A 23048-nucleotide genomic window follows, 5' to 3' on the forward strand; every position below is an offset into this window, starting at 1 on the left:
AATGGATATAAAAGTTGGCGTTATTGGCTTAGGCTATGTTGGCTTGCCGCTAGCAGTCGCAGCAGCAGAACAGTACGAGGTGATTGGTTTTGATATCAATCAAAAGCGTATCGATGAATTGGTGGCAGGTCATGATCGAACTGGTGAGGTGAGTCAGCAAGGCTTGTCTTCATCTTCAGTACGTTTTAGTGCGGAAGCACAGGATTTGGCATCTGCCAACTTTTATATAGTGACCGTTCCTACACCTATAGATGAAAACAACAATCCAGACCTTTCGTTGGTGGAGAAAGCTTCTGTTTTGGTAGGCAAGTATCTCAAAAAGGGAGATATAGTAGTCTATGAGTCCACAGTGTTTCCAGGATGTACAGATGAGATTTGTAAACCGATATTGGAGAGAGAATCTGGTTTAGTTTTCAACCAAGATTTTTATCTAGGGTATTCTCCAGAGCGCATCAATCCAGGAGACAAAGAGCGAGGTGTCAAAGAAATTTTGAAAGTCACAAGTGGCAGTACGGAGGAAATTGCCGCTCGTATCGATGCGTTTTATGCCTCTTTTATTACGGCAGGGACCTATCGAGCGTCTTCCATCAAGGTCGCTGAAGCGGCTAAGGTTATTGAAAATTCTCAGCGAGATATCAACATTGCCTTTGTCAACGAACTCGCATTAATTTTTAACCGACTGGATATCGATACTGCTGAGGTACTAGAAGCCGCAGGTACCAAGTGGAATTTCCTGCCATTCAAACCAGGGTTAGTCGGTGGGCATTGTATCGGAGTGGATCCTTACTATTTGACACACAAAGCAGAGAGTGTAGGTTATTTGCCTGAAGTGATCTTGGCAGGTCGCCGCATCAATAGCAACATGGGCAAGTTTGTCGCACAGGAGGTCATCAAGCTGATGACAAAGAATCGTGTGGAGTTGGTGGATGCTCGTGTGCTGGTATATGGCATTACCTTCAAAGAAAACTGTCCTGATGTACGCAATACTAGAGTCATTGATATCATTGAAGAGCTACAGGAGTACAACATCCAAGTAGAGGTTTTTGATCCGCTAGCCGATGCTGCAGAAGTGAAAGAAGAGTATGGAATAGCGTTGGTTTCTGATGCTTCAGGAAAATATAGTGCTCAGATATTGGCTGTAGCTCACCAAGAATTTACGGAAATAGATTGGGAGAAGCAGTCTGAAAATAGCCTTATATATGACGTGAAGGGGATATTGCCACGAGGATTGGTTTCCGGGTTTTTGTAGGAAGGGAATAGATTTTAAGAATATAATTATTGTTGCTAGCTTTGCGGCGCATTTAACCCTGCAAACACGACTATTTTGAAGAACAATTGCATTTATAAGTACCATGAGTCTACAACACTCTGTTGTTGATAACCTATTCATGCGCAATTCTTAAAATTCAATTTAATTCACAATAATATCATACGAATAATGGACAGTAGGGTCAGGCACATTGCCAAAAGTATAACATGGAGAGTCATTGCATCAACAACGACTTTTACATTGACGCTGATTTTTTTTGGTAAGGCTGAAATTGCCATGGCGTCATGGTTGACTGCAGCAGAAACCTCCATCAAAATTGCCATCTATTATGTACATGAGCGAATATGGTTCAAGTTAAGTACAAAGCTTAACAACAAAATGAGGCATATTGCTAAGGCTATTACATGGAGGGTAATCGCATCGGGAACTACATTTGCCCTTGCATTATTGCTTTTTGAAGGGCATGATGATGCCGTGGAAAAAGCGACTTATATAGCACTCATAGAATCAGCTCTTAAATTGTTGTTTTATTATGGCCATGAAGAAGCATGGTATCGCATCAATTTGGGGCTAGACAATAGAGAAAAAAACAAGGTATCATCATGACCGAAAATATTATTCCTCATAGTCATTCGATTACCCAGATGGATCGCATCAAAAAATTAGGCTACAAGCCTTTTTTGATTTGGTTTGTGGGGATGTCTGGGTCGGGAAAATCGACGCTTGCAAGCGCTCTCGAAGAAAAACTATTTGCGGATGGACGAAACACCTATATATTGGATGGGGACAATATTCGTAGTGGTCTAAACAAGGATTTGGATTTTTCGGACGAAAGCCGAAAAGAGAACATCAGAAGAATCGCCGAAGTGTCTAAATTGTTTGTCGATGCGGGGACGGTGGTTTTGACGGCATTCATCACTCCTTTTGCCGAAGAGCGAGAGAAAATCAAGCAATTGGTAGGTTCAGACAATTATTTGGAGGTGTTTGTGGATTGTCCGCTCGAAGAATGTGAAAAACGAGACGTCAAGGGACTTTATGCCAAAGCGAGAAGAGGAGAAATTAAGAACTTCACGGGCATAGATTCTCCATTCGAAAAGCCGATCAACGCTGATGTCGTGGTGGAATCGCACAAGGTATCTATTGCCGAGGGCGTAGAGGCTATTTATAAAATTGTAAAAGAAAAAATCAACATACATGAGTAACTACAATCTTACGCATATCAAAGAGCTTGAAGCGGAAGCGATTTATATATTAAGAGAAGTTTTCGCACAGTTTGAAAATCCAGCGATCCTGTTTTCAGGAGGGAAAGACTCGATCTGTGTCGCTCACTTAGCACGCAAGGCATTCTTCCCTGCCAAAATTCCTTTCCCATTTGTACATGTGGACACTGGGCACAACTTCCCAGAAACGATGGAATTTAGAAACCAGTATGTTGAGGAACTTGGTGTGAAGCTGATTGTAGGATCGGTACAAAAGTCCATCGATGACGGTGCTGCTACTGAGGAAAAAGGCAAGAATGCCAGCAGAAATGCCATTCAAACGGTCACACTACTAGATACGATCGAAGAACATCAGTTTGATGCTTGTATTGGCGGTGCACGTAGGGATGAAGAAAAGGCCCGAGCGAAAGAGCGATTCTTCTCCCACCGAGACGAATTTGGTCAGTGGGACCCTAAAAACCAGAGACCAGAGCTATGGAACATCTTCAACGGCAGATGCCATCAAGGAGAAAACTTCCGAGTTTTCCCATTGAGCAACTGGACAGAAATGGATGTATGGCAGTACATTTTGTCGGAAAACATCGCCTTGCCATCGCTTTACTTCGCGCACGAGCGACAAGTCATCCGCAGAAGCAACACGTGGTTGCCGGTATCTGACTTTATCACGATAGCGGATGACGAGGAAGTAGTTACTAAGAAAATTCGATTCAGAACCTTGGGAGATATTACCATCACCGGAGGAGATGAATCAGATGCCGATACATTGGAGAAAATCGTAGACGAGGTAGCTTCTGCCAGACAAACCGAAAGAGGTAACAGAGAGGATGACAAACGCTCAGAAACCTCCATGGAGGACAGAAAGAAGCAGGGGTATTTTTAACCAACGCTAACTTTTAACCACTAACTAACCTGAATTTAGGATGAGAGATTATTCGCAATATCAAGTCTGGAATGAAGCTGTAGACTTTGCTGTTTCAGTGTATCAAAACACCCAAAAATTTCCGTCAGAAGAAAAATTCGGATTGGTGTCACAGATGAGGAGGGCAGCTATATCAATTCCTTCAAACATTACCGAAGGGTCAAGTAGATCTTCAGAAAAAGAATTCTCTAGGTTCTTAGAATTTTCACTAGGATCCTCTTTTGAATTGAAAACACAAATGATAATTGCCAACAAATTAGACCTTCTTGAAAAAGAAGCTTTCAGTAACAGCATTTTAGCACTAGACTCGATTGGCAAACAATTAAATGGTTTAAGAAATTCCTTGAAATAATAGTTAAAGTTAACAGTCAATAGTTAACGGTGAATAGAATATTATGACACAAGAAAAAACAACACCTCACGATAACAAAGGTTACCTCAACATGGAACTTCTCCGATTCACTACTGCAGGTAGTGTCGATGACGGAAAGAGTACCCTGATTGGTAGATTGCTATATGATTCAAAATCGATATTTGCTGATCAACTAGAGCAAGTAGCCAAATCAAGTGAGCGAAAAGGGCTCGATCATACAGATTTAGCCCTTTTGACAGATGGGTTGAAAGACGAAAGAGAGCAAGGCATCACCATTGATGTGGCCTATAGATACTTCGCTACACCGAAAAGAAAATTTATCATTGCTGATACCCCGGGTCATATTCAGTACACTCGGAATATGGTGACAGGAGCTTCTACTGCCAACTGTGCACTGCTATTGGTAGATGCCCGAAAAGGAGTAATTGAGCAAACCAGAAGGCATTCTATCATTGCTTCTTTATTGAAAATACCGCACGTCATCGTGTGTGTCAACAAAATGGATTTGGTCGACTACAGTGAAGAAGTATTCGAAAAAATAAAAGAGGATTACGAAGCATTCGCATCGAAACTTGAGGTGAAAGACGTTCGTTTCATTCCGATCTCTGCGCTCAACGGCGACAATGTAGTGAATCGCAGTGAAGAAATGACTTGGTATGAAGGGTCTACGTTGCTATACACCTTAGAAAACATTCACATTGGTAGTGATCACAACCACATCGATTGTCGCTTTCCGGTGCAGAATGTCATCCGACCAAAAACCGACAAATACCACGACTATAGAGGCTATGCTGGACGTATCGCTAGTGGTGTGTTCAAAGCTGGGGATGAAGTCACAGTGATGCCTTCTGGTTTTAGTTCCAAGATCAAATCCATCGATACTTATGATGGAGCAATTGATGAAGCATTTGCTCCTATGTCAGTAACGATACAGTTGGAAGACGAGATCGATATTGGACGTGGCGACATGATCGTTCGTACCAACAACAAACCAGAGGCAATACAAGACATCGAAGTGATGGTTTGCTGGCTCAATGGTAAAGGGCCGAAACCTCGTGCAAAGTATATCCTGAGACATACGACTTCAGAGGTGAAAGCGATGATCAAGGACATCACCTACAAATTGGATATCAGTACACTCCATAGAAATGAGGAGGACAAAGAAATCGGTGCAAACGACATTTGTAAAATGCAGTTGAGAACCACCAAGCCTTTGTTGGCAGATTCTTATTCCAAAAACAGAATTACGGGGAGTTTAATTCTAGTAGACGAAGGGACGAATGAGACTGTCGCTGCAGGGATGATTGTTTAATCGAATTGAAAATACTTAACGAACCATTGACTACTTGAGTCAATGGTTTTTCTATTCTTATGGATTTGAACCAACTTTTAGAAGTCGCCAAAGTAGCTGCCAAAGATGCCGCTGTTGAGATTTTAAAAATATACGAAACAGGGGACTTCTCCGTAGAAGCTAAGTCTGACGACTCTCCTTTGACGAAAGCAGACAAAGCCTCACACCTTGCCATCGTAGCACATCTGGAGAAGACCGGTTTGCCAATCTTAAGCGAGGAAGGCAGAGCCATTCCATACAGTGAACGAAAGGACTGGGATTATTTCTGGATGATCGATCCATTGGATGGAACCAAGGAATTTATCAAGCGCAATGGGGAGTTCACAGTTAACATTGCTTTAATTCACCAAGGACAATCTATTCTTGGCGTAGTACAAGTGCCTGTAAAGGGCGAATTGTATTTTGCAATTCAAGGTAAAGGGGCTTTCAAAGAACTAAACAATGAAACAACCGAACTGCAAGTAAATAGAATCAACTTGCAGGACCCAGGCTTGAAAGTAGTTGCTTCGCGTTCGCATCTTTCGGACGAGACACAGGTCTTTATGGATGGACTAAACAATCCAGAGATCGTGAGTATGGGGAGCTCTCTCAAGTTACTGGCTGTGGCAGAAGGAGCAGCCGACCTATACCCACGATTCGCCCCTACCATGGAGTGGGACACTGCCGCAGCACAGGCCATTGTTGAAGAGGCAGGAGGTGTAGTGACTATTAAGTCAATCTCACAATCAGTTCTTTACAATAAAGAAGATTTGCTGAACCCACACTTCTTGGTTTCTTGTACAATAAAAAGGTGATGTAAGAGCTGAGGCGGTAGAGAGGAGCTTTAACATTAATTTCAAATTAAAAGACGAATCCCTTCGATAGAATTTTTTACCTTGCGCAAAATTTAAATTAACTATGAGGCATCTTGTGTGCATGCTGTTGATTGCGACAGTGTTTTTTTTAAGTAATGATACGCTAGCTCAGAGTCCTAGTTTACAAAACATTAGTAGTGTCAATGTAGATGATTTATCAGATGAACAAATAAAGCAGTTCATAGGGAAGGCAGAGTCCAGTGGATATTCTGAGGATCAACTGATGATGATGGCCAAGACTCGTGGTATGAGTGAGTTACAAATACAGAAACTCAGAAAAAGAGTAAGCGATTTGAAGTCAGGGTCAAATAATTCTCAAACTGCAAATATTGATCGCTTGAGAGATACAAACCAAAGTCAAGGATCTCAAGAAAATGGAGGAGCATTTGATCCTTTTGATGCAGTTAAAGATGAAAAACCAGATTCTATCGATGGCTTGAGCATTTTTGGTCAAAGTTTTTTTGAAAACAGCTCTTTATCTTTTGAAACGGGACTCAATATGCCAACTCCTGCTAACTATGTAATAGGACCAGGAGATGAGGTGATTATTGATATATGGGGAGCGTCAGAAAAAACCTATCAAATTGTCGTTTCGCCCGAAGGAGCGATTCGCATACCTAATTTAGGTCCTATTTATATTACGGGCTTAACCATGGATAAGGCGAAGGCCAAGATTGTTTCCAGACTGAAAAGGATATATAGTACAATAGGAAGAAGTTCCAATGCTGATGTGACTTTAGGACAAACGCGCTCTATCAATGTACATGTCATTGGTCAAGTTAAAAAGCCAGGGACATTCACCTTATCCTCTTTTGGGACAGCATTTAATGCATTGTACAGTGCAGGTGGCCCCTCTAAAGATGGCTCTTTGCGTCAGGTTGAAGTTTATCGAGCAAAGGAACTTATCTCAACGTTGGATGCATATGAATTTATGATTCGTGGTACAGGAGAGAACATTACTTTACAAGATCAGGATGTAATAATAGTAAGACCTTATATCAGCCGTGTAAAATTTACTGGTGAAGTCAAGAACCCAGCGGTTTATGAATTAACGAAAGGAGAAACATTTGAGGATTTATTGTTTTATTCTGGAGGCTTGACCAATATGGCATATCAGGGTGTAGTTAGTTTGCGCAGAATTGATAAAAATTTTAAAACAGTGCGTTCTCTTGAAATTGATAAAGCAGGAGAATTCGAATTGTACAATGGGGATGAAATAGAAGTTGGTAAAATCACGAATGAGTTTATCAATAGGGTCACAATAGAAGGGCCTGTAATGAACCCAGGTGAATATCAGTTAGAAGAAGGGATGACTTTGCTTACACTGATTGAGTTAGCGGACGGTGTTCGTGGTGATACTTTTATGGAGAGGGGGGTAATTATCCGTCAAAACGAGGACTTTTCATTAGCTAATATTTCATTTAATCCTAGAAAGTTATTGAGGGGAGAAGAGAGTGTGGTTCTACAAAGTAATGATGTGATAAAGTTACAGTCCATTTATGATTTGCGAGAACGATATAATTTGATTATTGAGGGAGAAGTACAAAAGCCAGGAGAGTTTGCATATATAGATGGGATGAAGGTTAAAGATTTAATCTTTCTTGCAGGAGGATTCAAAGAATCTGCCGCCAAGTCTTTTGTGGAAGTAGCCAGAAGGATAAACCCAGACAGTACAACAGATAAAAACAGCTCGGCTGAAATTTTCAATTTCCCAATAAGTGAAAATCTAGATATTTCCGAAAAGGATTCTAAGTTTGAGTTAGAGCCGTTTGATCTGGTTGTTATTCGTAAGAGTCCTTTTTATATCAAACAGGAAACTGTTGAGATAGAAGGAGAAGTTGAGTTTCCAGGTAAGTATGTGATCGAGAGAAAGGATGAACGAATATCCTCTATTTTAAAAAGAGCAGGTGGAGTATCTGATTACTCCTATGTTAAAGGAGCTACGCTTATTCGAAAGTCAGAATATTATAAGAAAAATGCTAGTGATCTAGGCTATGCTAATGATGCGATACGTGTGAGAAAGCAGGATTTGATAGAAATATTTAAAAGAGATACCCTGTTTTCAAATGAATCAGCAGTATTTAAACAAGAAGAAGCAATTGGAATAGAGCTTGATAAGATTATGTCTAATCCAGGTTCTAAATATGATTTGATTTTGAAGAAAGGTGATATCATTAGTATACCGAGACAACTTCAGACTGTACGAGTTCGGGGTAGTGTTTTGTACCCTTCAAATATTCGATATAATAAAGGTTCAGGGTTTAAAAAATATGTTGGTGCCGCTGGTGGATTTGACCAACAAGCCAAAAAATCTAAATCCTACGTGATCTATGCAAACGGATCAGCGGATCGAACTAGTAGTTTCCTTTGGATCAAGAATTACCCCAAGGTAGAACCAGGTTCGGAGATAGTCATCCCGCAAAAGCCAGAGAAACACCCCTTGTCAGCTCAAGCTTGGGTGGCACTGGCTTCTAGTGTGGCGACTTTAGCATTGGTAGTCACCCAAATTATTAAATAGATGTCTGAAGAAAAGAGGATGGTTCAGGATGACGAAATCGACTTGGTAGAATTGGCCAAAGCGATTTGGGTAGGACGTAAGTTTATTGCCAAAGTAACGGGTGTATTCATCGTATTGGGCTTGGTGATTGCCTTTACCAGTCCAGTAGAGTACGAAGCATCGACCAAGCTGTTGCCTGAGGCAACCGAAGGAGCCGCTCCTAGTCTAGGTGGCTTGGGAGGCTTGGCAGGGTTGGCTGGGATTGATATCAGCAGCATGTCCGGAGGTGGAGGGGTTTTGTCTCCTCAGTTGTACCCGGAGATTGTCAACAGCTTACCCTTCATTCTCGATGTGATGAACGATACGATCTATTTTGAAAGTTTAGACCTAAGAACTACTTCATTTGACTACTTTGAGAATGTAGCCAAACCTTCCATGTTGGGCTATTTGATGAAGTACACCATTGGCTTGCCTGGTTTGATCAAGTCTCTTTTTACAGAAGAAGAAATACTTAAAACAGATGTCAACCAGGGGTTTTACAGATTGACCAAGAGGCAATGGAAGTTGGTGGACAAATTTAAAGAGAGAATATCTTTGAGTATAGATGACGAAACAGGTCTAATATCAATTAAAGTAGAAATGCCTGATGCTTATGCAGGAGCTCAGATCACTAAAAAAATAGAAACTGAGGTAACAAAAGCAGTCATTAAATATAAGACGGATAAGGCAAAAGATAATTTAGCTTTTGTCGTTGAGACTTTTGAAGAAGCGAAAAAGGAATTTGAATCCGTGCAAGTAACATTGGCAAGAGCAACTGATAGGAACATGAATGTTTCATCTGCAACTGCTCAGATTGAGTTACGGAGAATAGAGAATGAGTATAATGTAGCCTTTGAAGTTTATAAGGGCTTAGCTTCTCAGGTGGAACAGGCAAAGATAAAATTGAAGGAAGAGACTCCAGTTTTTACTGTGCTAGAACCAGTAAGGATTCCAGAAGAAAAGAGTAAACCAAAAAGGGGAGTTATAATGATTTTGTTTACTTTCATTGGTTTATTTATTGGTGTTTCAACTGTATTTTTTAGAGAATTACTGAATAATGGATAAGATTAAATTTGCAATAATTGGCTGTGGGAGAATAGGATCACGTCATGCGGAACACATTGTTAATCAGGGAAGTATTGATTCAATTTGTGATATAGATCAAATGAAAGTTTTAGAATTTTCAGAGAGATATTCGTGCAATGGCTTCATAAGTATTGAAGAGATGCTGAGTAATACTAATGCTGATGTTGTTAGTATATGCACGCCTAATGGTTTGCACTTTGAACATACTATTGCTGCTTTAAGGGCGGGTAAACATGTTTTGTGTGAGAAGCCAATGGCTTTGAGTGTGGATGATTGTGGTAAAATGATAAGCGAATCTTTAAAAGCTAACAAAAGATTGTTTATTGTAAAGCAGAACAGATATAATCCCCCAGTAGCAGCTGTTAAGGATGCAATTGATAAGGGAAAACTTGGAAAGATCCTAAGTGTTCAATTGAATTGCTTTTGGAATAGAAATGAACAGTATTATGAAAATTCTTGGAAAGGCACTAAAAAACTTGATGGTGGTTCGCTGTTTACCCAGTTTAGCCACTTTGTGGATTTACTTTTTTGGATTGTTGGTGACGTAAAGGCTGTTCGTGGGTTTAATGGTAATTACATTCATGAAGGAATCGTTGAATTCGAAGATCATGGCGTAGCAATATTAGAATTTTATAATGGAGCACTTGGTACCATAAATTATACCACCAATAGTCATGGCGGTAACATGGAGGGCTCATTAACCATTTTTGGAGAAAAAGGCTCTGTAAAAATTGGTGGACAATACTTAAATGAGTTGGATTATCAAAATATTGAAGACTTTACAATTGAAGGTTTACCTCCTGGGAATCCTCCGAATAACTATGGTCAATATCAGGGTTCTATGTCTAATCATGGTGAGGTTTATCAAAATGTCGTTAGTGTATTGTCTGGTGAAGGGGAGATAGCAACTAATGGGTTTGAGGGTATGAAAACGGTTGAAATCATTGATAAAATATATTCGGCATCCAAATGGAAGGAGTTAAGCAAATAGAAATAGGCATTAAGGATGTAGATTTTGGTCAAAATGTTATTTTAGTCAAACCTGTTAATATCTATGGATGCAAAATTGGTTCAAATTCATTTGTTGGACCATTTGTGGAAATTCAGAAAGAGGTAATTATTGGAGATGGAACCAAAATACAATCCCATACTTTTATTTGTGAATTGGTTACGATTGGAGATAATTGTTTTATAGGACATGGAGTAATGTTTATTAATGACCTGTTTCAGGAAGGTGGCCCGGCTAGAGGAGACAAAACTAAATGGAAATCAACCAGTGTAGGTAATATGGTTTCTATTGGCTCGAATGCAACTATACTTCCTGTCTCCATATGCGATAATGTAGTAATAGGCGCAGGGGCAGTTGTGACCAAGGATATTGAAGAACAAGGGGTTTATGTAGGAAACCCTGCAAGAAAAATTAAATAATATGAAAGTTCCTTTTGTCGATTTACACGCGCAGTATTTATCTATCAAAGATGATATTGATAGCGCAATAGCCAATGTAATTTCAGAAACCGCATTTATTGGAGGCGAGCCTGTCAAGTCATTTGAGAAAAACTATGCTGAATTATATGGAGTGAAGCACTGTATTGGTGTAGCGAATGGCACAGATTCTTTATACATCGCCATGAAGATGCTAGGAATTGGTACCGGAGACGAAGTGATTACAGTTGCTAATAGCTGGATATCAACTTCGGAAACGATAGGACAAACTGGAGCCAAGCCAGTTTTTGTAGATATTGAACTCAATTATTTCACCATTGATGTAAATAAGATAGAGGAAAAAATCACGTCAAAAACCAAAGCCATAATTCCTGTTCATCTATATGGTCATCCAGCGGACATGGATCCTATTTTAGCGCTTTGCAAAAAACATAATTTAAAGTTAATAGAAGATTGTGCTCAAGCCCATTTTGCTGAATACAAAGGAAAGCGTGTGGGTCTTTTTGGAGATATTGCATCGTTTAGTTTTTATCCTGGGAAAAACTTAGGTGCTTATGGTGATGCGGGTTGTTTAATTACGAATAATGATGAGTTAGCGTTGAAATGTAGAAGGTATGCCAATCATGGTGCTCTTGTCAAGCATGAACACGACATTGAAGGGGTGAATAGCAGACTGGATGGTTTGCAAGCGGCTATCTTAAATGCGAAGTTGCCTTTTATCCTTAAATGGACTGATGCCAGACGTGGGCTTGCAAATAGATACTACGACATATTATCTGACATAGCTGGAATAGAATTGCCTTCAGAAGCCAGTTATGCCAAGCATGTATATCATCTTTTTGTAATTCGGTGCTCATCCCGTGATAAAGTACAGAAGTATTTAAGTGAAGCTGGTATTGGTACGGCTATTCATTATCCGACACCTTTACCTCTCATGAAAGCATATACTCATTTGGGATATAACGCTAGTACAATAAATATAACAGACAAGTATAGTAGAGAAATATTATCGATCCCCATGTACCCAGAATTGACTGAGGATATGCAGCTACACGTAAAGAATACGTTAGAATTGATATCAAAGTATTAGTCATTTGAAAGTCGAGATAAATAGACTTATCAATAAGTACTTTCGATCAGAGTTTTCTAAAAATGTACTGACGTTAGTAACTGGGACATCTGTGGCTCAGTTGATACCGTTACTTGTAGCACCCATATTGTCAAGGATATATACTCCAGATGATTTCGGTTTATTAGCACTTTACCTTTCGCTTGCTCAAATTTTAGGAGCAATTGCCAATGGAAGATATGAATTGGCTATAATTCTGCCTAAAAAAGACGAAGATGGCGTACGACTCACAGTATTGGCTATTCTTATTAGTGTATGTCTATCTATAGTCGTATTAATTGGTGTCTTTTTTGCAGGGGACTATGTAGCTCAATTATTAGGGGACGATCGATTGACCTCTTGGCTTTATTTTTTGCCTGTAAGTGTTTTGATGATTGGTTTGTTTAATGCACTATCGTATTATCATATCAGAACCAAGAAGTTTGGAAGTGTGGCAATGTCCAATGCATATAAGTCGTTAGGTGGTTCTGGAGTACAATTGCTTTTGGGTCTATTTCAGATTCTTAAATCAGGTGGATTAATAATAGGACAAGTAGGATCACATTTATTTGGGAATTTTAAACTGGTTAAAAAATTGTGGGAGAAAAGCAATGTGATACAAACAACAACAATAGATCAATTGCTGGCTTTGGGAAAGCGATACAAAGATTTTCCTAAATTTTCAGTGCTTGGAATTTTGGTCAATACTGTTTCACAGAACGTATCAAATATTTTTATTGCTAGGGTATTTGCTTTGTCCGATGTGGGATTTTATTCTCATGCTTACAAATATTTGGGGTTACCCCTTAATTTGATAGGAAATTCCATTTCGCAGGTTTTTATGCAGAAGTTAACTGAAAACAAAAACAGTATAAAAGAATCTAGACGGATATATTTAACTACTCTTAAAAGGTTATTTATTATTGGGGTAATCATTTTCATACCTGCCTATTTTTTATTAGAGCAATTGTATGTAGTGATATTTGGTGAAGATTGGAAAATGGCTGGTACATATGCAAAAATTCTTTTGCCAGTCTTTTTTTTGAGATTTTTGACTAATCCATTGAGTTATACTACCACGGCATTTGAAAGACAAAAAACGGCTTTGGCAATTCACTTTTTCTTGTTAATTGTTGTTATTCTAGTATTCGCTCTAACGTTTTTGTTGAGTTTGCCAATAATTTTATTTCTAAAAGCATTAAGTTTTTCATTAATAACCGTATACGCGCTGGCATTATTTATATACTATAAATTAATTGCACTATAATGATTTATAAAAATTTATTTAAAACAGTAAAAATATTAGGTGTTACAAGACTATTGCAGTATTTCTTTTTTCAAAAAATATTGAGAATAAATGGTTCAGTGCCTTGGCCAGTTCATTGGTCATCTATCGTAGTAGACCATAATAACATTCATATGAAATATTGGAGACCATTGTTGGGTTTTATGCCAGGCCAATATATTCAGGCTAAAAATGGAATTACGATAGGAGAAAATGTTAGGATTGGACCAGGGGTTAAAATTATCTCTGCAAGTCATGATATATATGATTATGATAAGCACGATAGTTCGGACCCAATAATCATTGGAAATCATTGTTGGTTGGCTGCAAACTGCGTTATTTTACCAGGAGTTAAAATAGCTGAACATACGATTGTGGCTGCGGGAGCTGTAGTAACAAAGAGTTTCTTAGAAGGAAATTGTGTATTGGGCGGAGTTCCTGCGAAAATCGTAAAAGTATTACATGATTATCAAGGAAAAATCACGTATTAAATGATAGCAATCATAATCGGAGGCTATGTAAACGGTTATTCCATGATTCAGGAATTAGCTGAAATGGGCGTGAAAGATATAGGTCTTTTGTATTATAAAGGGCAGCCTAGTAGATTAAGTAATAAACTCTCATATAAGCACGAGATAAGTAGGGAAACAAAGGACTTATACGAAACTTTGGACGCATTACGTAAACAATATCATAAGTTGGTTTTGTTCCCTTGCGATGAATATCAAATCGAACAACTTTATAGCATTAAAGATAAATTACAATCGTTTTGTTGTCTTCCATTTAATTCAAAGAACATCTTGGATGCAATGGACAAGGAATATCAATACAGTATTTGTAAGAAACTCAATATTCCATATCCCAAAACGCTTATTATTGATCAATCATTTAATTCAAGTGAAATGAATGATTTTCTGTTTCCTGTTATTGTTAAGCCTAGAAAAAGGTATGAGGAAAAAGGTATTTTTAGAATTAAACGTTTAAATACACGAAATGACTTTGAAGACTTTTACTTGACCAAGCTTGGTGATTTAGTATATAATAAATGTGAATTTTTGGTTTCGGAGTTGGTTCCAGGAGATACAAATCAGGGGTTGATATTCGCTTACACGTGTTATAGAAGTCCAAGAACAGGTCAAATATTGAATGAATGGGTTGGGCGAAAAGAATCCCAGTTTCCTGATGACTATGGTATATTTTCAACTGCTTCTCCCCAAATAAACGATGTTGTTCTGCAACAGGGCAGGCAATTGGTCAATGCATTAGATGCTTTTGGAATAGTCGAGCCTGAATTTAAGTACGACAACAGAGACGGTAAGTATAAGTTGATGGAAGTGAATTTCCGATCAATGATGTGGCATAGAGTGGGTAATTTGTCTGGGGTAAAACTTCAATATTCACAATGGATGGATGGTGTAGGTATGGAAGTTCCTAGATATGAACAGAAAGTGATGGCAGATCGTCGGTTTTCATATCTAATTCATGAGATATATAATTTAATAGCTCGACGAGGTTACTTGATAACTTTTAAGAAAAATGTGCTTAATAAAAACACTCATTTAGCCTTATGGGATTCGAGTGACATGTGGCCTTTTTTTATTGATTTGTTTAAACTATTTAGGTTAGTGCCAAAAGCCATTCTAAAACGATTTAGAGATGCCTAAAAATTTAAAAAACAGAGTTCGGATTTTTTTGAAGCGACTATCTTTGAAGAAAAGGGGTGTTTTAATCCACAACAACACTGTTTTTGGAAATGTAAATTTCAAAGGAAAAGCAGAAATAGAACCATACTGTCGATTAAGCGGGATACCATTGATTGAAATTGGGGATAACTTTTATATGAATGCAGGTTGTCATGTGCTAGGGGAAGTATATTTCGGATCAGATGTTATGATTGGGCCTAAGACAGTTATTTGGGGAAGAGACCACGGTTTGACAAAGGGTCAACTAATGCGTGAGCAAAAGCATAATTCAGCTCCTATTTATATAGGTAATGATGTATGGATAGGCGCAAGTTGTACTATTTTAAAAGGGATTACTATAGGTAATGGGGCGGTTGTAGGGGCAGGGTCTATCGTAACTAGAGATGTTCCAGAATATGCAATTTGTGTTGGTAATCCAGCGAGAGTAATTAAGTATAGGGAATAAATGGAATCTGAAAGAAATTATATCTATTCGCTGGTTTTTGAAGACTTCTTGGGACTAAGTCTTGAAGATTTTCAGTTTGAGTATGAAAATAAAAAAATTAAAATATCAAGAGATAGTAAGGAGTTTGTTCTAAGTGACTGTTTTTTCAGTATGCCGCCTAATCGGTATTTGAGTATTGAATCTTTACCCAGTCAGCCTCTTTCTAAGTTAGATTTGTCTACAGGTTCACTATTTCAAGATTTATTGGAAAACGAATTACCAATTATTTATGGAGCTTCGAAAACTATTATTGAAGTAGACCATATTGAGTTAGGGTTGGATATTTTTGGATCAAGTTTCTTTATGCTTACAAGGTATGAAGAGGTTATAAAAACGGATCGTGATCATCATAACCGATTTCCAGCTTGGGCTTCTCTTGCTTATCAAGAAGGTTTTTTGGAGCGACCAATAGTTGACGAGTATGTAGAGGTCTTGTGGTGCTGTATGTCATACTTGTGGCCTAATCTTGACAGAAAAGCACACCACCACAAAATAAATGTAAGTTGTGACGTTGACTGGCCATTCACTCCTGCATTTTCATCTTTTGCTGGAATGGTTAAAAGGCTAGGGAAAAATATTTTTTTCAACCAAAACTCAATTATTGCTGATATTCGCAATTTTAATCAACATAGATTGGGATCTTATACTAATGATCCATTCTACACTTTTGATTTTCTTCTAGATGAGTATGAAAAAAACTCCTTGACCGGAACCTTTTACTTTATTGCTGGGCATTCAGCAGGCAAAATGGATGGTGTATATTCAGTCTTTGATAAAAACATTCATAGGCTAATCGAAAAAATTTATTCCAGAGGTCATGAAATAGGATTACACCCAAGTTATAACTCCTACAATAATTTGAGGGTATTAAGTACAGAATTAGAAAACTTATCTCAGGCAGTTAAAACAGTAGACTCATCAATAAATATAAAAAAATCAAGACAGCATTTTTTAAGACAAGACATTAATGAAACATTTTTTTTGCTGTCTGAAATTGGAATTAAACAAGATTCATCCTTGGGGTATGCCGACCATATTGGCTTTAGGTCAGGGACTTCCAAAAAGTATAGTTTATTCGATATAAATAAAAGAAAGGAGTTGAATCTTATTGAATCTCCATTACATGTCATGGAAGTTACTATGTTGGACAAACAATATATGAACATGAACTATGAGACGGCGCTTGCAAAGGCTAAAAGCGTAAAAGAATATTGTGAGAAATATAATGGGACCTTCAGTTTTTTATGGCACAATAATAATTTTTATAATGAAGATGATTTCAAATTGTTTAGTCAGATCTTAGAAGCATAATTTTTGTATGAAGGTATTATTGATTTCAAAACATATTGCAAATTCTAAAAGGAAGGCTGGTTTTCACCATCTAGCTGATGCTTTTTATAGATTAGGCCATGATGTAACTTTTGTAACTTCACCATTGAGTTTATTGGACTTTGTCAAGCGTGATTATCGATTTAGGACTCTTGAAATTGGCACTTTAAGAAAAATCTTATATTGTGAAAATTCCTATAGTTCTTATGTATATTTCACACTTTTCCATCCTTTCAATTCGTCGTTTTGGTTGGTAAATTTGGCTCTTAAATTCATAGTGAACCAGTATAGGTTAATTCGTTCCTCGTCATTTATATCACTCATTAGAGTAGCCGAAGTAGTCGTTGTAGAAAGCACCGCTGCTATTCTCTTAGTAAAAGAAATTAAGCGATTGAACCCATTGTGTAAGGTGATATATAAGGCTTCAGACGATATTGTTTTTCATGATTTACACCCTTCAATATTAAAAGCTGAGACAGAATTAGGAAATTATATTTCATTTGCCAGTGTGCCAACAGGTTCGATGTACAAAAGGTTTACAAGTTTCTTAAATAAGGGAAGTCTATATTTTGACAAACATGCGATAAATAAAGACCTTTATACCAAAGAATATAGCTCGCCGTACATTGGAAATAATAATGCGATTTTCATTGGTACATGGTTGTTTGATAAAGATTGTATAGAAATTTTGGCAAAGCACTCTCCTGATTGGCGTTTTTATTTGATCGGACCCTTAGAACAATGTATAAGTTTACCTAATGTAATTTTTATAGGAGAGCTAAAATTCGAGGAAACGATTGCCTATATAAAATATGCTAACATTGGCTTACATACAATCCCATATATGGGCAAAGGTGTGGAATCATTGAAAGATAGTTTAAAATCGATGCAATATTCATATTTTCAGATACCTACCTTAGCACCTGACTTTTTGGCTACGGACAGGTTAAATATCAAATATTACACTCCAAATGATGAGTCCAGTATTACAAGTTCTTTTGAGATGTTAATAAGTATGAATAAAAAGGATTTGCCAAAAATTGAGATGAAGGATTGGGTTGAAGTTGCGAAAGAATTCTTGGATAGATGAAGTTAATTTTATCCTTACAATCTGTCTCTGGTTTATTTGCGGAAAAGGCACTTGGTATTGTTCTTGTTTTAGGCGTATTTCAAGCAATATTGTATAATTTTTTTAGTATATCTATCCCTATTGTCACCTTATTTGTTTTTTTGAGTATTTTCTTAAACTACATATCAGAGGGCTCTGTAATTGTTAATCGTACATTTCTATTTTATTCCACTCTATTTGTTTTAGTTACTTTTTATGGAGTTATTATATCAATGGAGAGCTTTAAGGATTTGTTTTACTTGCTCAATTTTCCAATTCTCTTGATATGGGTAACAAGTTTAAAAAACAGACCGGTTAAGGGCTTGAAATCATTCTATAAGCTACTCATTATTTATAGTCTGATTTCTGTTTTGATTTACTTCTTTTTTTGGGACATTTTCGCGAATATCTATCAATTGAATAAGGGGCATCAACTTGGAATTCGAACCTCGGGAATTCCAAGATCTTATGGGCTAGTTTTTAACCCTTTGTCTAATGCATATGTATTGTTAATTGGGATAGCAATTTATCTTTTTTTTGAAAGAAGACATTCAATAGTATTAGTCATTTTTATTGCTGCATTAATCCTTGCATTAGTAAGATTATCGATGATTTCTTTAGTCCTAATATTAGTTTCATACCTAGTGTATATGAAGAAATTCTTTTCAATAGCCTTGGCGATAATTTTATTGGTTTGCTTTTATTTTTTCATTCCATCGGTTAATACTATTGTCAATGGTGTCTTAACATTAAGCGACTCACAAGGGTCAACTCAACTTCATGTCGAACATTTTTTATATGGGCTCCTTTACTTAAAGGATGATCTAATTGGTCAAGGTATTGTAAATGATCCAATAGAAAGCTGGTATTTTAAATATACTGTGTTATTTGGTGTACTAGGTTTTATTGTTTTTACATTTTGGCTTTTGACATATGGCTATTTACTGGGAGCACGGAAAAACATTTTTGGGGCAATGCTCTTCTTTTCTTTTCTTCCTGTTTTTATCGGAATTCCATTCAATGAGTTCAATTTACCGATGACATTGTTTTCAATTATGTTAGCTTTGTTTTGGAATAATAATAGAAATGAATTCAAAGAAAGTCTTAATTGATTGTACGCTCTGTTGCGGTAGAATCAGTGGTGTTGAAAGGTATACAATTGAAGTGGTTAATAGACTGATACAATTGAATAGTGAAAAATATATTATTGTTTTACCAAAGCGGTACATTGGAATTAAGGTTGATGAAAACCGAAGAAAAAATGTTTTTATTAGTTGGTCTAACAACCGCCTAATTAACGAATGGATTTTTTTACCATTGGTATATTTAATTTCTAGAACTAAAATTGTTTTCTTTCCTGGTTTTCCGCCAAGTGCATTTTTTCTTTTTGTCAAGGCAAAACTAGTCAGAACAGTCTATGATGTTGTGGTATGGAAGTTTGCAAATACGATTTCATTCAAAACGAAATATTATACTAAACTCCTTGAAACTCTTTTTGTGAAGCGGCATGATTTAATATTTACGATTAGTGAGAACGCGAAAAAGCTCATAAACAAGGAGTTCCCAGAGATAAGTTCGCCAATCATCAACACTTATTTAGGAGTAAGTTTTGATTCTGTTAGAATCGATTGTTCTATTGACAATTTTACAAAAAAATCGAGATTTATTTTGTCCGTTGGCACGTTAGAGCCAAGAAAAAATTTTCCGTTTTTAATTAAAGCATTTAGTCAAGTTATAACACTCTTGCCTGATGTTAGATTGGTGATAGCAGGCAGAAATGGTTGGGGATCTGATGAAGTAGATCAAACAATCGAAAAATATGGGGTTAAGGAATCTGTAATATTAGCTGGAGCTGTGACAGATGCAGAGTTGAACAAACTATATAACGATTGTGAATTTTTTGTTTACCCTTCAATTTATGAAGGATTTGGTTTGCCAGTTATTGAGGCATTTTCAAAAAATAAATTTGTAATTTCATCTAATAGAGCTTCTCTTCCAGAAGTTGTAGGTGAAGCAGGTGTATTATTAGATATTGAGAATGCTGAAAATTGGACATCTACAATTGTTGATTACCTGAATAATCCGTCGTTAAAGGATGATTATTTAATGAACATTGATGACCAATTAAAAAAGTTTAATTGGTCATGTGTTTCTCAACAAATTCATAAAGAATTAAATCGGCTGTAAGACAAATGAGTTATTAATCATAAATTGATTTTTTAGAAGGATGAGTATTGTTTCACGAGAAAAAAAGGTTAACCTATTTGATTTTAATTTTGATTTAATTAATTCAGAAAATGAAGCAATTGAATATTCTTTATCTAAAAAAAAAAGAAGTAGTAACTTATTGCCGATCATTTTCACACCAAATATTGATTATTTAGTAAATCTAAATAGACCAAAATATTTCTCGCTGAAAAAAAATCTACAAAAGTGTAATTACATTTTTGTAGATGGACAGCCGATAATTTGGTTAAGTAAATTATTATCGAAAAATTATTTAAAAAAACGTCTATCAGGCACTGACTTGTTTTCTTTACTGTCTGAAAAAATAAAAAAGAGAAAATTAAGCACTCTTGTTCTATGTCCAAATGAAGAAGTAGAAAAAAAAGTGTTGCTTGATTTTGAGAATATCCAAACTTACATACCAAATTTTTTCAATTTGGATTCGAAAACTGAGTTGGATGCTATCGTTAAAGAGGTTAATAAAGTAGTTACCTTATATGACGTTCAAGTTGTTGTAGTTGGTATTGGTTTTCCAAGAAGAGAGCTCATTACAACCAGATACTTTGACCAAATAAAAGGAGATACGCACCCTCTTTTTTGCATGCTTGGGGCAGCATTAGAATTTCATTATGGGCTCAAAAAAAGAGCTCCAATCTTTATGCAAAAAAATGGGATGGAATGGCTTCATAGGTTTTTAAGTGAGCCAATAAGGTTATTTGAAAGGTATTTTATTAAAAGTTGGTTAATATTGCCGCTAATTATTAAAGAAATGCGAAAGTAGTAGGAAAGATGAAAAAAGCACTAATAACAGGGATTACAGGGCAAGATGGAGCTTATCTTGCTGAGCACCTATTAAAAAATAATTATAAAGTATTCGGTTCTTATAGACGGACGAGTTCGGAAAATTTTTGGAGAATTCAAGATTTGGGTATCCAAGAGGACTCAAATTTGGAATTAATCGAAATGGATCTAACTGATATGGGGAATATCGTTCGATTAGTATCCAAATATGAACCTGACGAAATTTATAACTTGGCAGCTCAAAGTTTTGTAGGTGTTTCGTTCGAAAAACCCACCATGACTGGTTTAATTACTGGACTAGGAGTAACGAATATTCTAGAAGCGATTAGAATTGTTAATCCAAAAATTAAATTCTATCAAGCATCAACATCGGAGATGTTTGGAGATGTTCAAGAAATACCGCAAAAAGAAACCACACCTTTCTATCCTAGAAGCCCGTATGGAGTAGCCAAATTGTATGGACATTGGATCACTATTAATTATAGAGAGTCATTCGATATTTTCGGTTCAAGTGGGATTCTTTTTAATCATGAATCACCTTTAAGAGGGAAAGAATTTGTGACCAGAAAGATTACGGATTCAGTGGCTAAAATTCATTTAGGACAGCAATCACATATTGAATTAGGCAATATGGATGCAAAAAGAGATTGGGGTTTTGCAAAAGAGTATGTCGTAGGAATGCACAAAATTTTGCAGGTTGAAAAACCCGACACTTTTGTATTGTCTACGGGGAGAACTGAAACAGTTCGAGATTTTGTAGAAATGTCTTTTAAATGTGTTGGTATTAATATTGAATGGAAAGGAAAAGCTGAAAAAGAAATTGGAATCGACACCGCCTCTGGCAAAACTGTGGTAAAAATCAATCCGAAATTTTATAGACCAGCTGAAGTTGAGTTATTAATTGGGGACTGCTCTAAAGCCCAAGAAATATTGGGTTGGAAACCAGAGACTACTTTAGAAGATTTGTCAAGAATTATGGTTGAAAAGGATATCGAAAGAAATAAGAATGGTAGATCCTTCTAAAATACTAATCATAGGTATTGATAGTTTTACTGGAGGGCATCTTAGGGTCTTTTTTGGTGAAAGAGGATATCAAGTATTTGGTACATCAATTCATAATACAGATACTAAAAATACCTTTAAAGTTAATATCCTCAATTCAACGGAGATTCATGATGTTCTTGTCAAAGTAATGCCAGATTACATCATTAATCTAGCCGCTATTTCATTTGTTGGAGAACCTAAAACGGAGCTATTCTATAATATTAATGTTCTTGGAACTGAAATTTTATTAGAAACGATATATCAATCTGGAGCCCAAATAAAAAAAATACTAATTCCGAGTAGTGCAGTTGTTTATGGGACACAAGAGTCCCATATATTAACGGAGGATATGTGTCCTAACCCTCAAAATCACTATGGTTATTCTAAATATATATCTGAACAGATATGCAAATCATACTTTGATAAACTGCCCATAGTTGTAACCAGACCTTTTAATTATACAGGGATAGGACAAGGTCAGGAGTTTCTTATTCCAAAAGTGGTAAATGCCTTTAAAGAAAAACAAAAAGAAATTGAACTGGGAAACCTTTATACTTTCAGAGAATACAATGATATCCGATTCATTTGTAATACCTATCACAGTTTATTGGGCAGCTCGAATAATTCAGAAATAATAAACGTCTGTACTGGCCAAAGTCATTCAATTGATGAGATCATCGAAATACTTAACACTATTGCAGGATATGAAATCGTTGTTTCGGTTAATCAGCATTTTGTACGTAAAAATGAAATAGTTGAATTAAAAGGCGACACAAAGAAACTAGTAAACGCAATCGGAGATTTAAATTTGGAACACTCTTTACAAGACACGTTACAATTTATGTATTTAAATTAAAATATATTACATAAGCTTATTTTCCCTATCTTAGCAAATTAAAACTACA

23 protein-coding genes are annotated in these 23048 nt (G+C 36.6%); all 23 read left to right on the forward strand.

The features are described from left to right. The first annotated feature begins 1 nt into the window (after window position 1). A complete protein-coding gene (locus BGP76_RS14865; RefSeq protein ID WP_185146853.1) occupies window positions 2–1249 on the forward strand; it encodes a nucleotide sugar dehydrogenase in 1248 nt (415 codons plus the stop codon). A gap of 189 nt (window positions 1250–1438) precedes the next feature. Then, the gene (locus BGP76_RS14870) at window positions 1439–1876 is read left to right on the forward strand and encodes a DUF2061 domain-containing protein (RefSeq protein ID WP_119845267.1); all 438 of its coding nucleotides are present in this window, start codon (window positions 1439–1441) and stop codon (window positions 1874–1876) included. Beyond that, complete coding sequence (gene cysC, locus BGP76_RS14875) at window positions 1873–2472, forward strand: adenylyl-sulfate kinase (protein WP_119845268.1); 600 nt, start codon at window positions 1873–1875, stop codon at window positions 2470–2472. The genes BGP76_RS14870 and cysC overlap by 4 nt, the downstream gene beginning before the upstream one ends. Beyond that, the gene (gene cysD / locus BGP76_RS14880) at window positions 2465–3370 is read left to right on the forward strand and encodes a sulfate adenylyltransferase subunit CysD (RefSeq protein ID WP_073121422.1); all 906 of its coding nucleotides are present in this window, start codon (window positions 2465–2467) and stop codon (window positions 3368–3370) included. The genes cysC and cysD overlap by 8 nt, the downstream gene beginning before the upstream one ends. A gap of 40 nt (window positions 3371–3410) precedes the next feature. Continuing rightward, window positions 3411–3761 carry a four helix bundle protein gene (locus BGP76_RS14885; RefSeq protein WP_119845269.1) on the forward strand — a complete coding sequence of 117 codons (351 nt, stop codon included), beginning with the start codon at window positions 3411–3413 and terminating at the stop codon, window positions 3759–3761. Between the two features lie 43 nt (window positions 3762–3804). After that, complete coding sequence (locus BGP76_RS14890; RefSeq protein WP_119845270.1) at window positions 3805–5094, forward strand: sulfate adenylyltransferase subunit 1; 1290 nt, start codon at window positions 3805–3807, stop codon at window positions 5092–5094. Window positions 5095–5153: 59 nt separating this feature from the next. Then, window positions 5154–5927 (forward strand): 3'(2'),5'-bisphosphate nucleotidase CysQ, encoded by a 774-nt coding sequence (gene cysQ / locus BGP76_RS14895; RefSeq protein WP_119845271.1) that lies wholly within the window; start codon window positions 5154–5156, stop codon window positions 5925–5927. 103 nt (window positions 5928–6030) lie between these two features. Continuing rightward, window positions 6031–8505 carry an SLBB domain-containing protein gene (locus BGP76_RS14900; RefSeq protein WP_119845272.1) on the forward strand — a complete coding sequence of 825 codons (2475 nt, stop codon included), beginning with the start codon at window positions 6031–6033 and terminating at the stop codon, window positions 8503–8505. Continuing rightward, window positions 8506–9588, forward strand: a complete 1083-nt coding sequence (locus BGP76_RS14905) for a Wzz/FepE/Etk N-terminal domain-containing protein (protein WP_119845273.1) — start codon at window positions 8506–8508, stop codon at window positions 9586–9588. It begins immediately after the preceding gene. Beyond that, window positions 9581–10600 (forward strand): Gfo/Idh/MocA family protein, encoded by a 1020-nt coding sequence (locus BGP76_RS14910; protein WP_119845274.1) that lies wholly within the window; start codon window positions 9581–9583, stop codon window positions 10598–10600. The genes BGP76_RS14905 and BGP76_RS14910 overlap by 8 nt, the downstream gene beginning before the upstream one ends. Next, window positions 10579–11037 carry an acyltransferase gene (locus tag BGP76_RS14915; protein WP_119845275.1) on the forward strand — a complete coding sequence of 153 codons (459 nt, stop codon included), beginning with the start codon at window positions 10579–10581 and terminating at the stop codon, window positions 11035–11037. The genes BGP76_RS14910 and BGP76_RS14915 overlap by 22 nt, the downstream gene beginning before the upstream one ends. A gap of 1 nt (window position 11038) precedes the next feature. Beyond that, window positions 11039–12145, forward strand: a complete 1107-nt coding sequence (locus BGP76_RS14920; RefSeq protein ID WP_119845276.1) for a DegT/DnrJ/EryC1/StrS aminotransferase family protein — start codon at window positions 11039–11041, stop codon at window positions 12143–12145. 4 nt (window positions 12146–12149) lie between these two features. Further along, a complete protein-coding gene (locus BGP76_RS14925) occupies window positions 12150–13430 on the forward strand; it encodes a lipopolysaccharide biosynthesis protein (RefSeq protein ID WP_255416143.1) in 1281 nt (426 codons plus the stop codon). Next, window positions 13430–13939: an acyltransferase gene (locus BGP76_RS14930; protein ID WP_119845278.1), complete on the forward strand. Its 510-nt coding sequence runs from the start codon at window positions 13430–13432 to the stop codon at window positions 13937–13939. Before BGP76_RS14925 ends, BGP76_RS14930 begins: the two co-directional genes overlap by 1 nt. Continuing rightward, entirely contained in the window at window positions 13940–15112 is a 1173-nt protein-coding gene (locus BGP76_RS14935; protein WP_119845279.1) for a hypothetical protein, read from the forward strand. It begins immediately after the preceding gene. Beyond that, entirely contained in the window at window positions 15105–15596 is a 492-nt protein-coding gene (locus BGP76_RS14940; RefSeq protein ID WP_119845280.1) for a DapH/DapD/GlmU-related protein, read from the forward strand. The genes BGP76_RS14935 and BGP76_RS14940 overlap by 8 nt, the downstream gene beginning before the upstream one ends. Then, a complete protein-coding gene (locus BGP76_RS14945) occupies window positions 15597–16946 on the forward strand; it encodes a polysaccharide deacetylase family protein (RefSeq protein ID WP_119845281.1) in 1350 nt (449 codons plus the stop codon). 7 nt (window positions 16947–16953) lie between these two features. Continuing rightward, entirely contained in the window at window positions 16954–18054 is a 1101-nt protein-coding gene (locus BGP76_RS14950) for a hypothetical protein (RefSeq protein ID WP_119845282.1), read from the forward strand. Further along, a complete protein-coding gene (locus BGP76_RS14955; RefSeq protein ID WP_119845283.1) occupies window positions 18051–19184 on the forward strand; it encodes a hypothetical protein in 1134 nt (377 codons plus the stop codon). The genes BGP76_RS14950 and BGP76_RS14955 overlap by 4 nt, the downstream gene beginning before the upstream one ends. Further along, the gene (locus tag BGP76_RS14960) at window positions 19159–20259 is read left to right on the forward strand and encodes a glycosyltransferase family 1 protein (protein ID WP_119845284.1); all 1101 of its coding nucleotides are present in this window, start codon (window positions 19159–19161) and stop codon (window positions 20257–20259) included. The genes BGP76_RS14955 and BGP76_RS14960 overlap by 26 nt, the downstream gene beginning before the upstream one ends. A 40-nt stretch (window positions 20260–20299) precedes the next feature. Continuing rightward, window positions 20300–21079, forward strand: coding sequence for a WecB/TagA/CpsF family glycosyltransferase (locus tag BGP76_RS14965; RefSeq protein WP_119845285.1), 780 nt, complete (start codon window positions 20300–20302; stop codon window positions 21077–21079). An 8-nt stretch (window positions 21080–21087) separates the two neighbouring features. Continuing rightward, window positions 21088–22122, forward strand: a complete 1035-nt coding sequence (gene gmd / locus BGP76_RS14970; RefSeq protein ID WP_119845286.1) for a GDP-mannose 4,6-dehydratase — start codon at window positions 21088–21090, stop codon at window positions 22120–22122. Then, on the forward strand, window positions 22106–22999 hold the full coding sequence (locus BGP76_RS14975) for a GDP-mannose 4,6-dehydratase (protein ID WP_119845287.1): 894 nt from the start codon (window positions 22106–22108) through the stop codon (window positions 22997–22999). Before gmd ends, BGP76_RS14975 begins: the two co-directional genes overlap by 17 nt. Window positions 23000–23048 lie beyond the last annotated feature (49 nt).

The organism is Reichenbachiella sp. MSK19-1 (assembly GCF_003590315.1).
Taxonomy (GTDB): domain Bacteria; phylum Bacteroidota; class Bacteroidia; order Cytophagales; family Cyclobacteriaceae; genus Reichenbachiella; species Reichenbachiella agariperforans.

Bases quoted from the DNA above. Each gene is read 5' to 3' on its own strand.
- BGP76_RS14865 (WP_185146853.1), top strand. From the start codon at position 2: ATGGATATAAAAGTTGGCGTTATTGGCTTAGGCTATGTTGGCTTGCCG.
- BGP76_RS14870 (WP_119845267.1), top strand. From the start codon at position 1,439: ATGGACAGTAGGGTCAGGCACATTGCCAAAAGTATAACATGGAGAGTC.
- cysC (WP_119845268.1), top strand. From the start codon at position 1,873: ATGACCGAAAATATTATTCCTCATAGTCATTCGATTACCCAGATGGAT.
- cysD (WP_073121422.1), top strand. From the start codon at position 2,465: ATGAGTAACTACAATCTTACGCATATCAAAGAGCTTGAAGCGGAAGCG.
- BGP76_RS14885 (WP_119845269.1), top strand. From the start codon at position 3,411: ATGAGAGATTATTCGCAATATCAAGTCTGGAATGAAGCTGTAGACTTT.
- BGP76_RS14890 (WP_119845270.1), top strand. From the start codon at position 3,805: ATGACACAAGAAAAAACAACACCTCACGATAACAAAGGTTACCTCAAC.
- cysQ (WP_119845271.1), top strand. From the start codon at position 5,154: ATGGATTTGAACCAACTTTTAGAAGTCGCCAAAGTAGCTGCCAAAGAT.
- BGP76_RS14900 (WP_119845272.1), top strand. From the start codon at position 6,031: ATGAGGCATCTTGTGTGCATGCTGTTGATTGCGACAGTGTTTTTTTTA.
- BGP76_RS14905 (WP_119845273.1), top strand. From the start codon at position 8,506: ATGTCTGAAGAAAAGAGGATGGTTCAGGATGACGAAATCGACTTGGTA.
- BGP76_RS14910 (WP_119845274.1), top strand. From the start codon at position 9,581: ATGGATAAGATTAAATTTGCAATAATTGGCTGTGGGAGAATAGGATCA.
- BGP76_RS14915 (WP_119845275.1), top strand. From the start codon at position 10,579: ATGGAAGGAGTTAAGCAAATAGAAATAGGCATTAAGGATGTAGATTTT.
- BGP76_RS14920 (WP_119845276.1), top strand. From the start codon at position 11,039: ATGAAAGTTCCTTTTGTCGATTTACACGCGCAGTATTTATCTATCAAA.
- BGP76_RS14930 (WP_119845278.1), top strand. From the start codon at position 13,430: ATGATTTATAAAAATTTATTTAAAACAGTAAAAATATTAGGTGTTACA.
- BGP76_RS14935 (WP_119845279.1), top strand. From the start codon at position 13,940: ATGATAGCAATCATAATCGGAGGCTATGTAAACGGTTATTCCATGATT.
- BGP76_RS14940 (WP_119845280.1), top strand. From the start codon at position 15,105: ATGCCTAAAAATTTAAAAAACAGAGTTCGGATTTTTTTGAAGCGACTA.
- BGP76_RS14945 (WP_119845281.1), top strand. From the start codon at position 15,597: ATGGAATCTGAAAGAAATTATATCTATTCGCTGGTTTTTGAAGACTTC.
- BGP76_RS14950 (WP_119845282.1), top strand. From the start codon at position 16,954: ATGAAGGTATTATTGATTTCAAAACATATTGCAAATTCTAAAAGGAAG.
- BGP76_RS14955 (WP_119845283.1), top strand. From the start codon at position 18,051: ATGAAGTTAATTTTATCCTTACAATCTGTCTCTGGTTTATTTGCGGAA.
- BGP76_RS14960 (WP_119845284.1), top strand. From the start codon at position 19,159: ATGAATTCAAAGAAAGTCTTAATTGATTGTACGCTCTGTTGCGGTAGA.
- BGP76_RS14965 (WP_119845285.1), top strand. From the start codon at position 20,300: ATGAGTATTGTTTCACGAGAAAAAAAGGTTAACCTATTTGATTTTAAT.
- gmd (WP_119845286.1), top strand. From the start codon at position 21,088: ATGAAAAAAGCACTAATAACAGGGATTACAGGGCAAGATGGAGCTTAT.
- BGP76_RS14975 (WP_119845287.1), top strand. From the start codon at position 22,106: ATGGTAGATCCTTCTAAAATACTAATCATAGGTATTGATAGTTTTACT.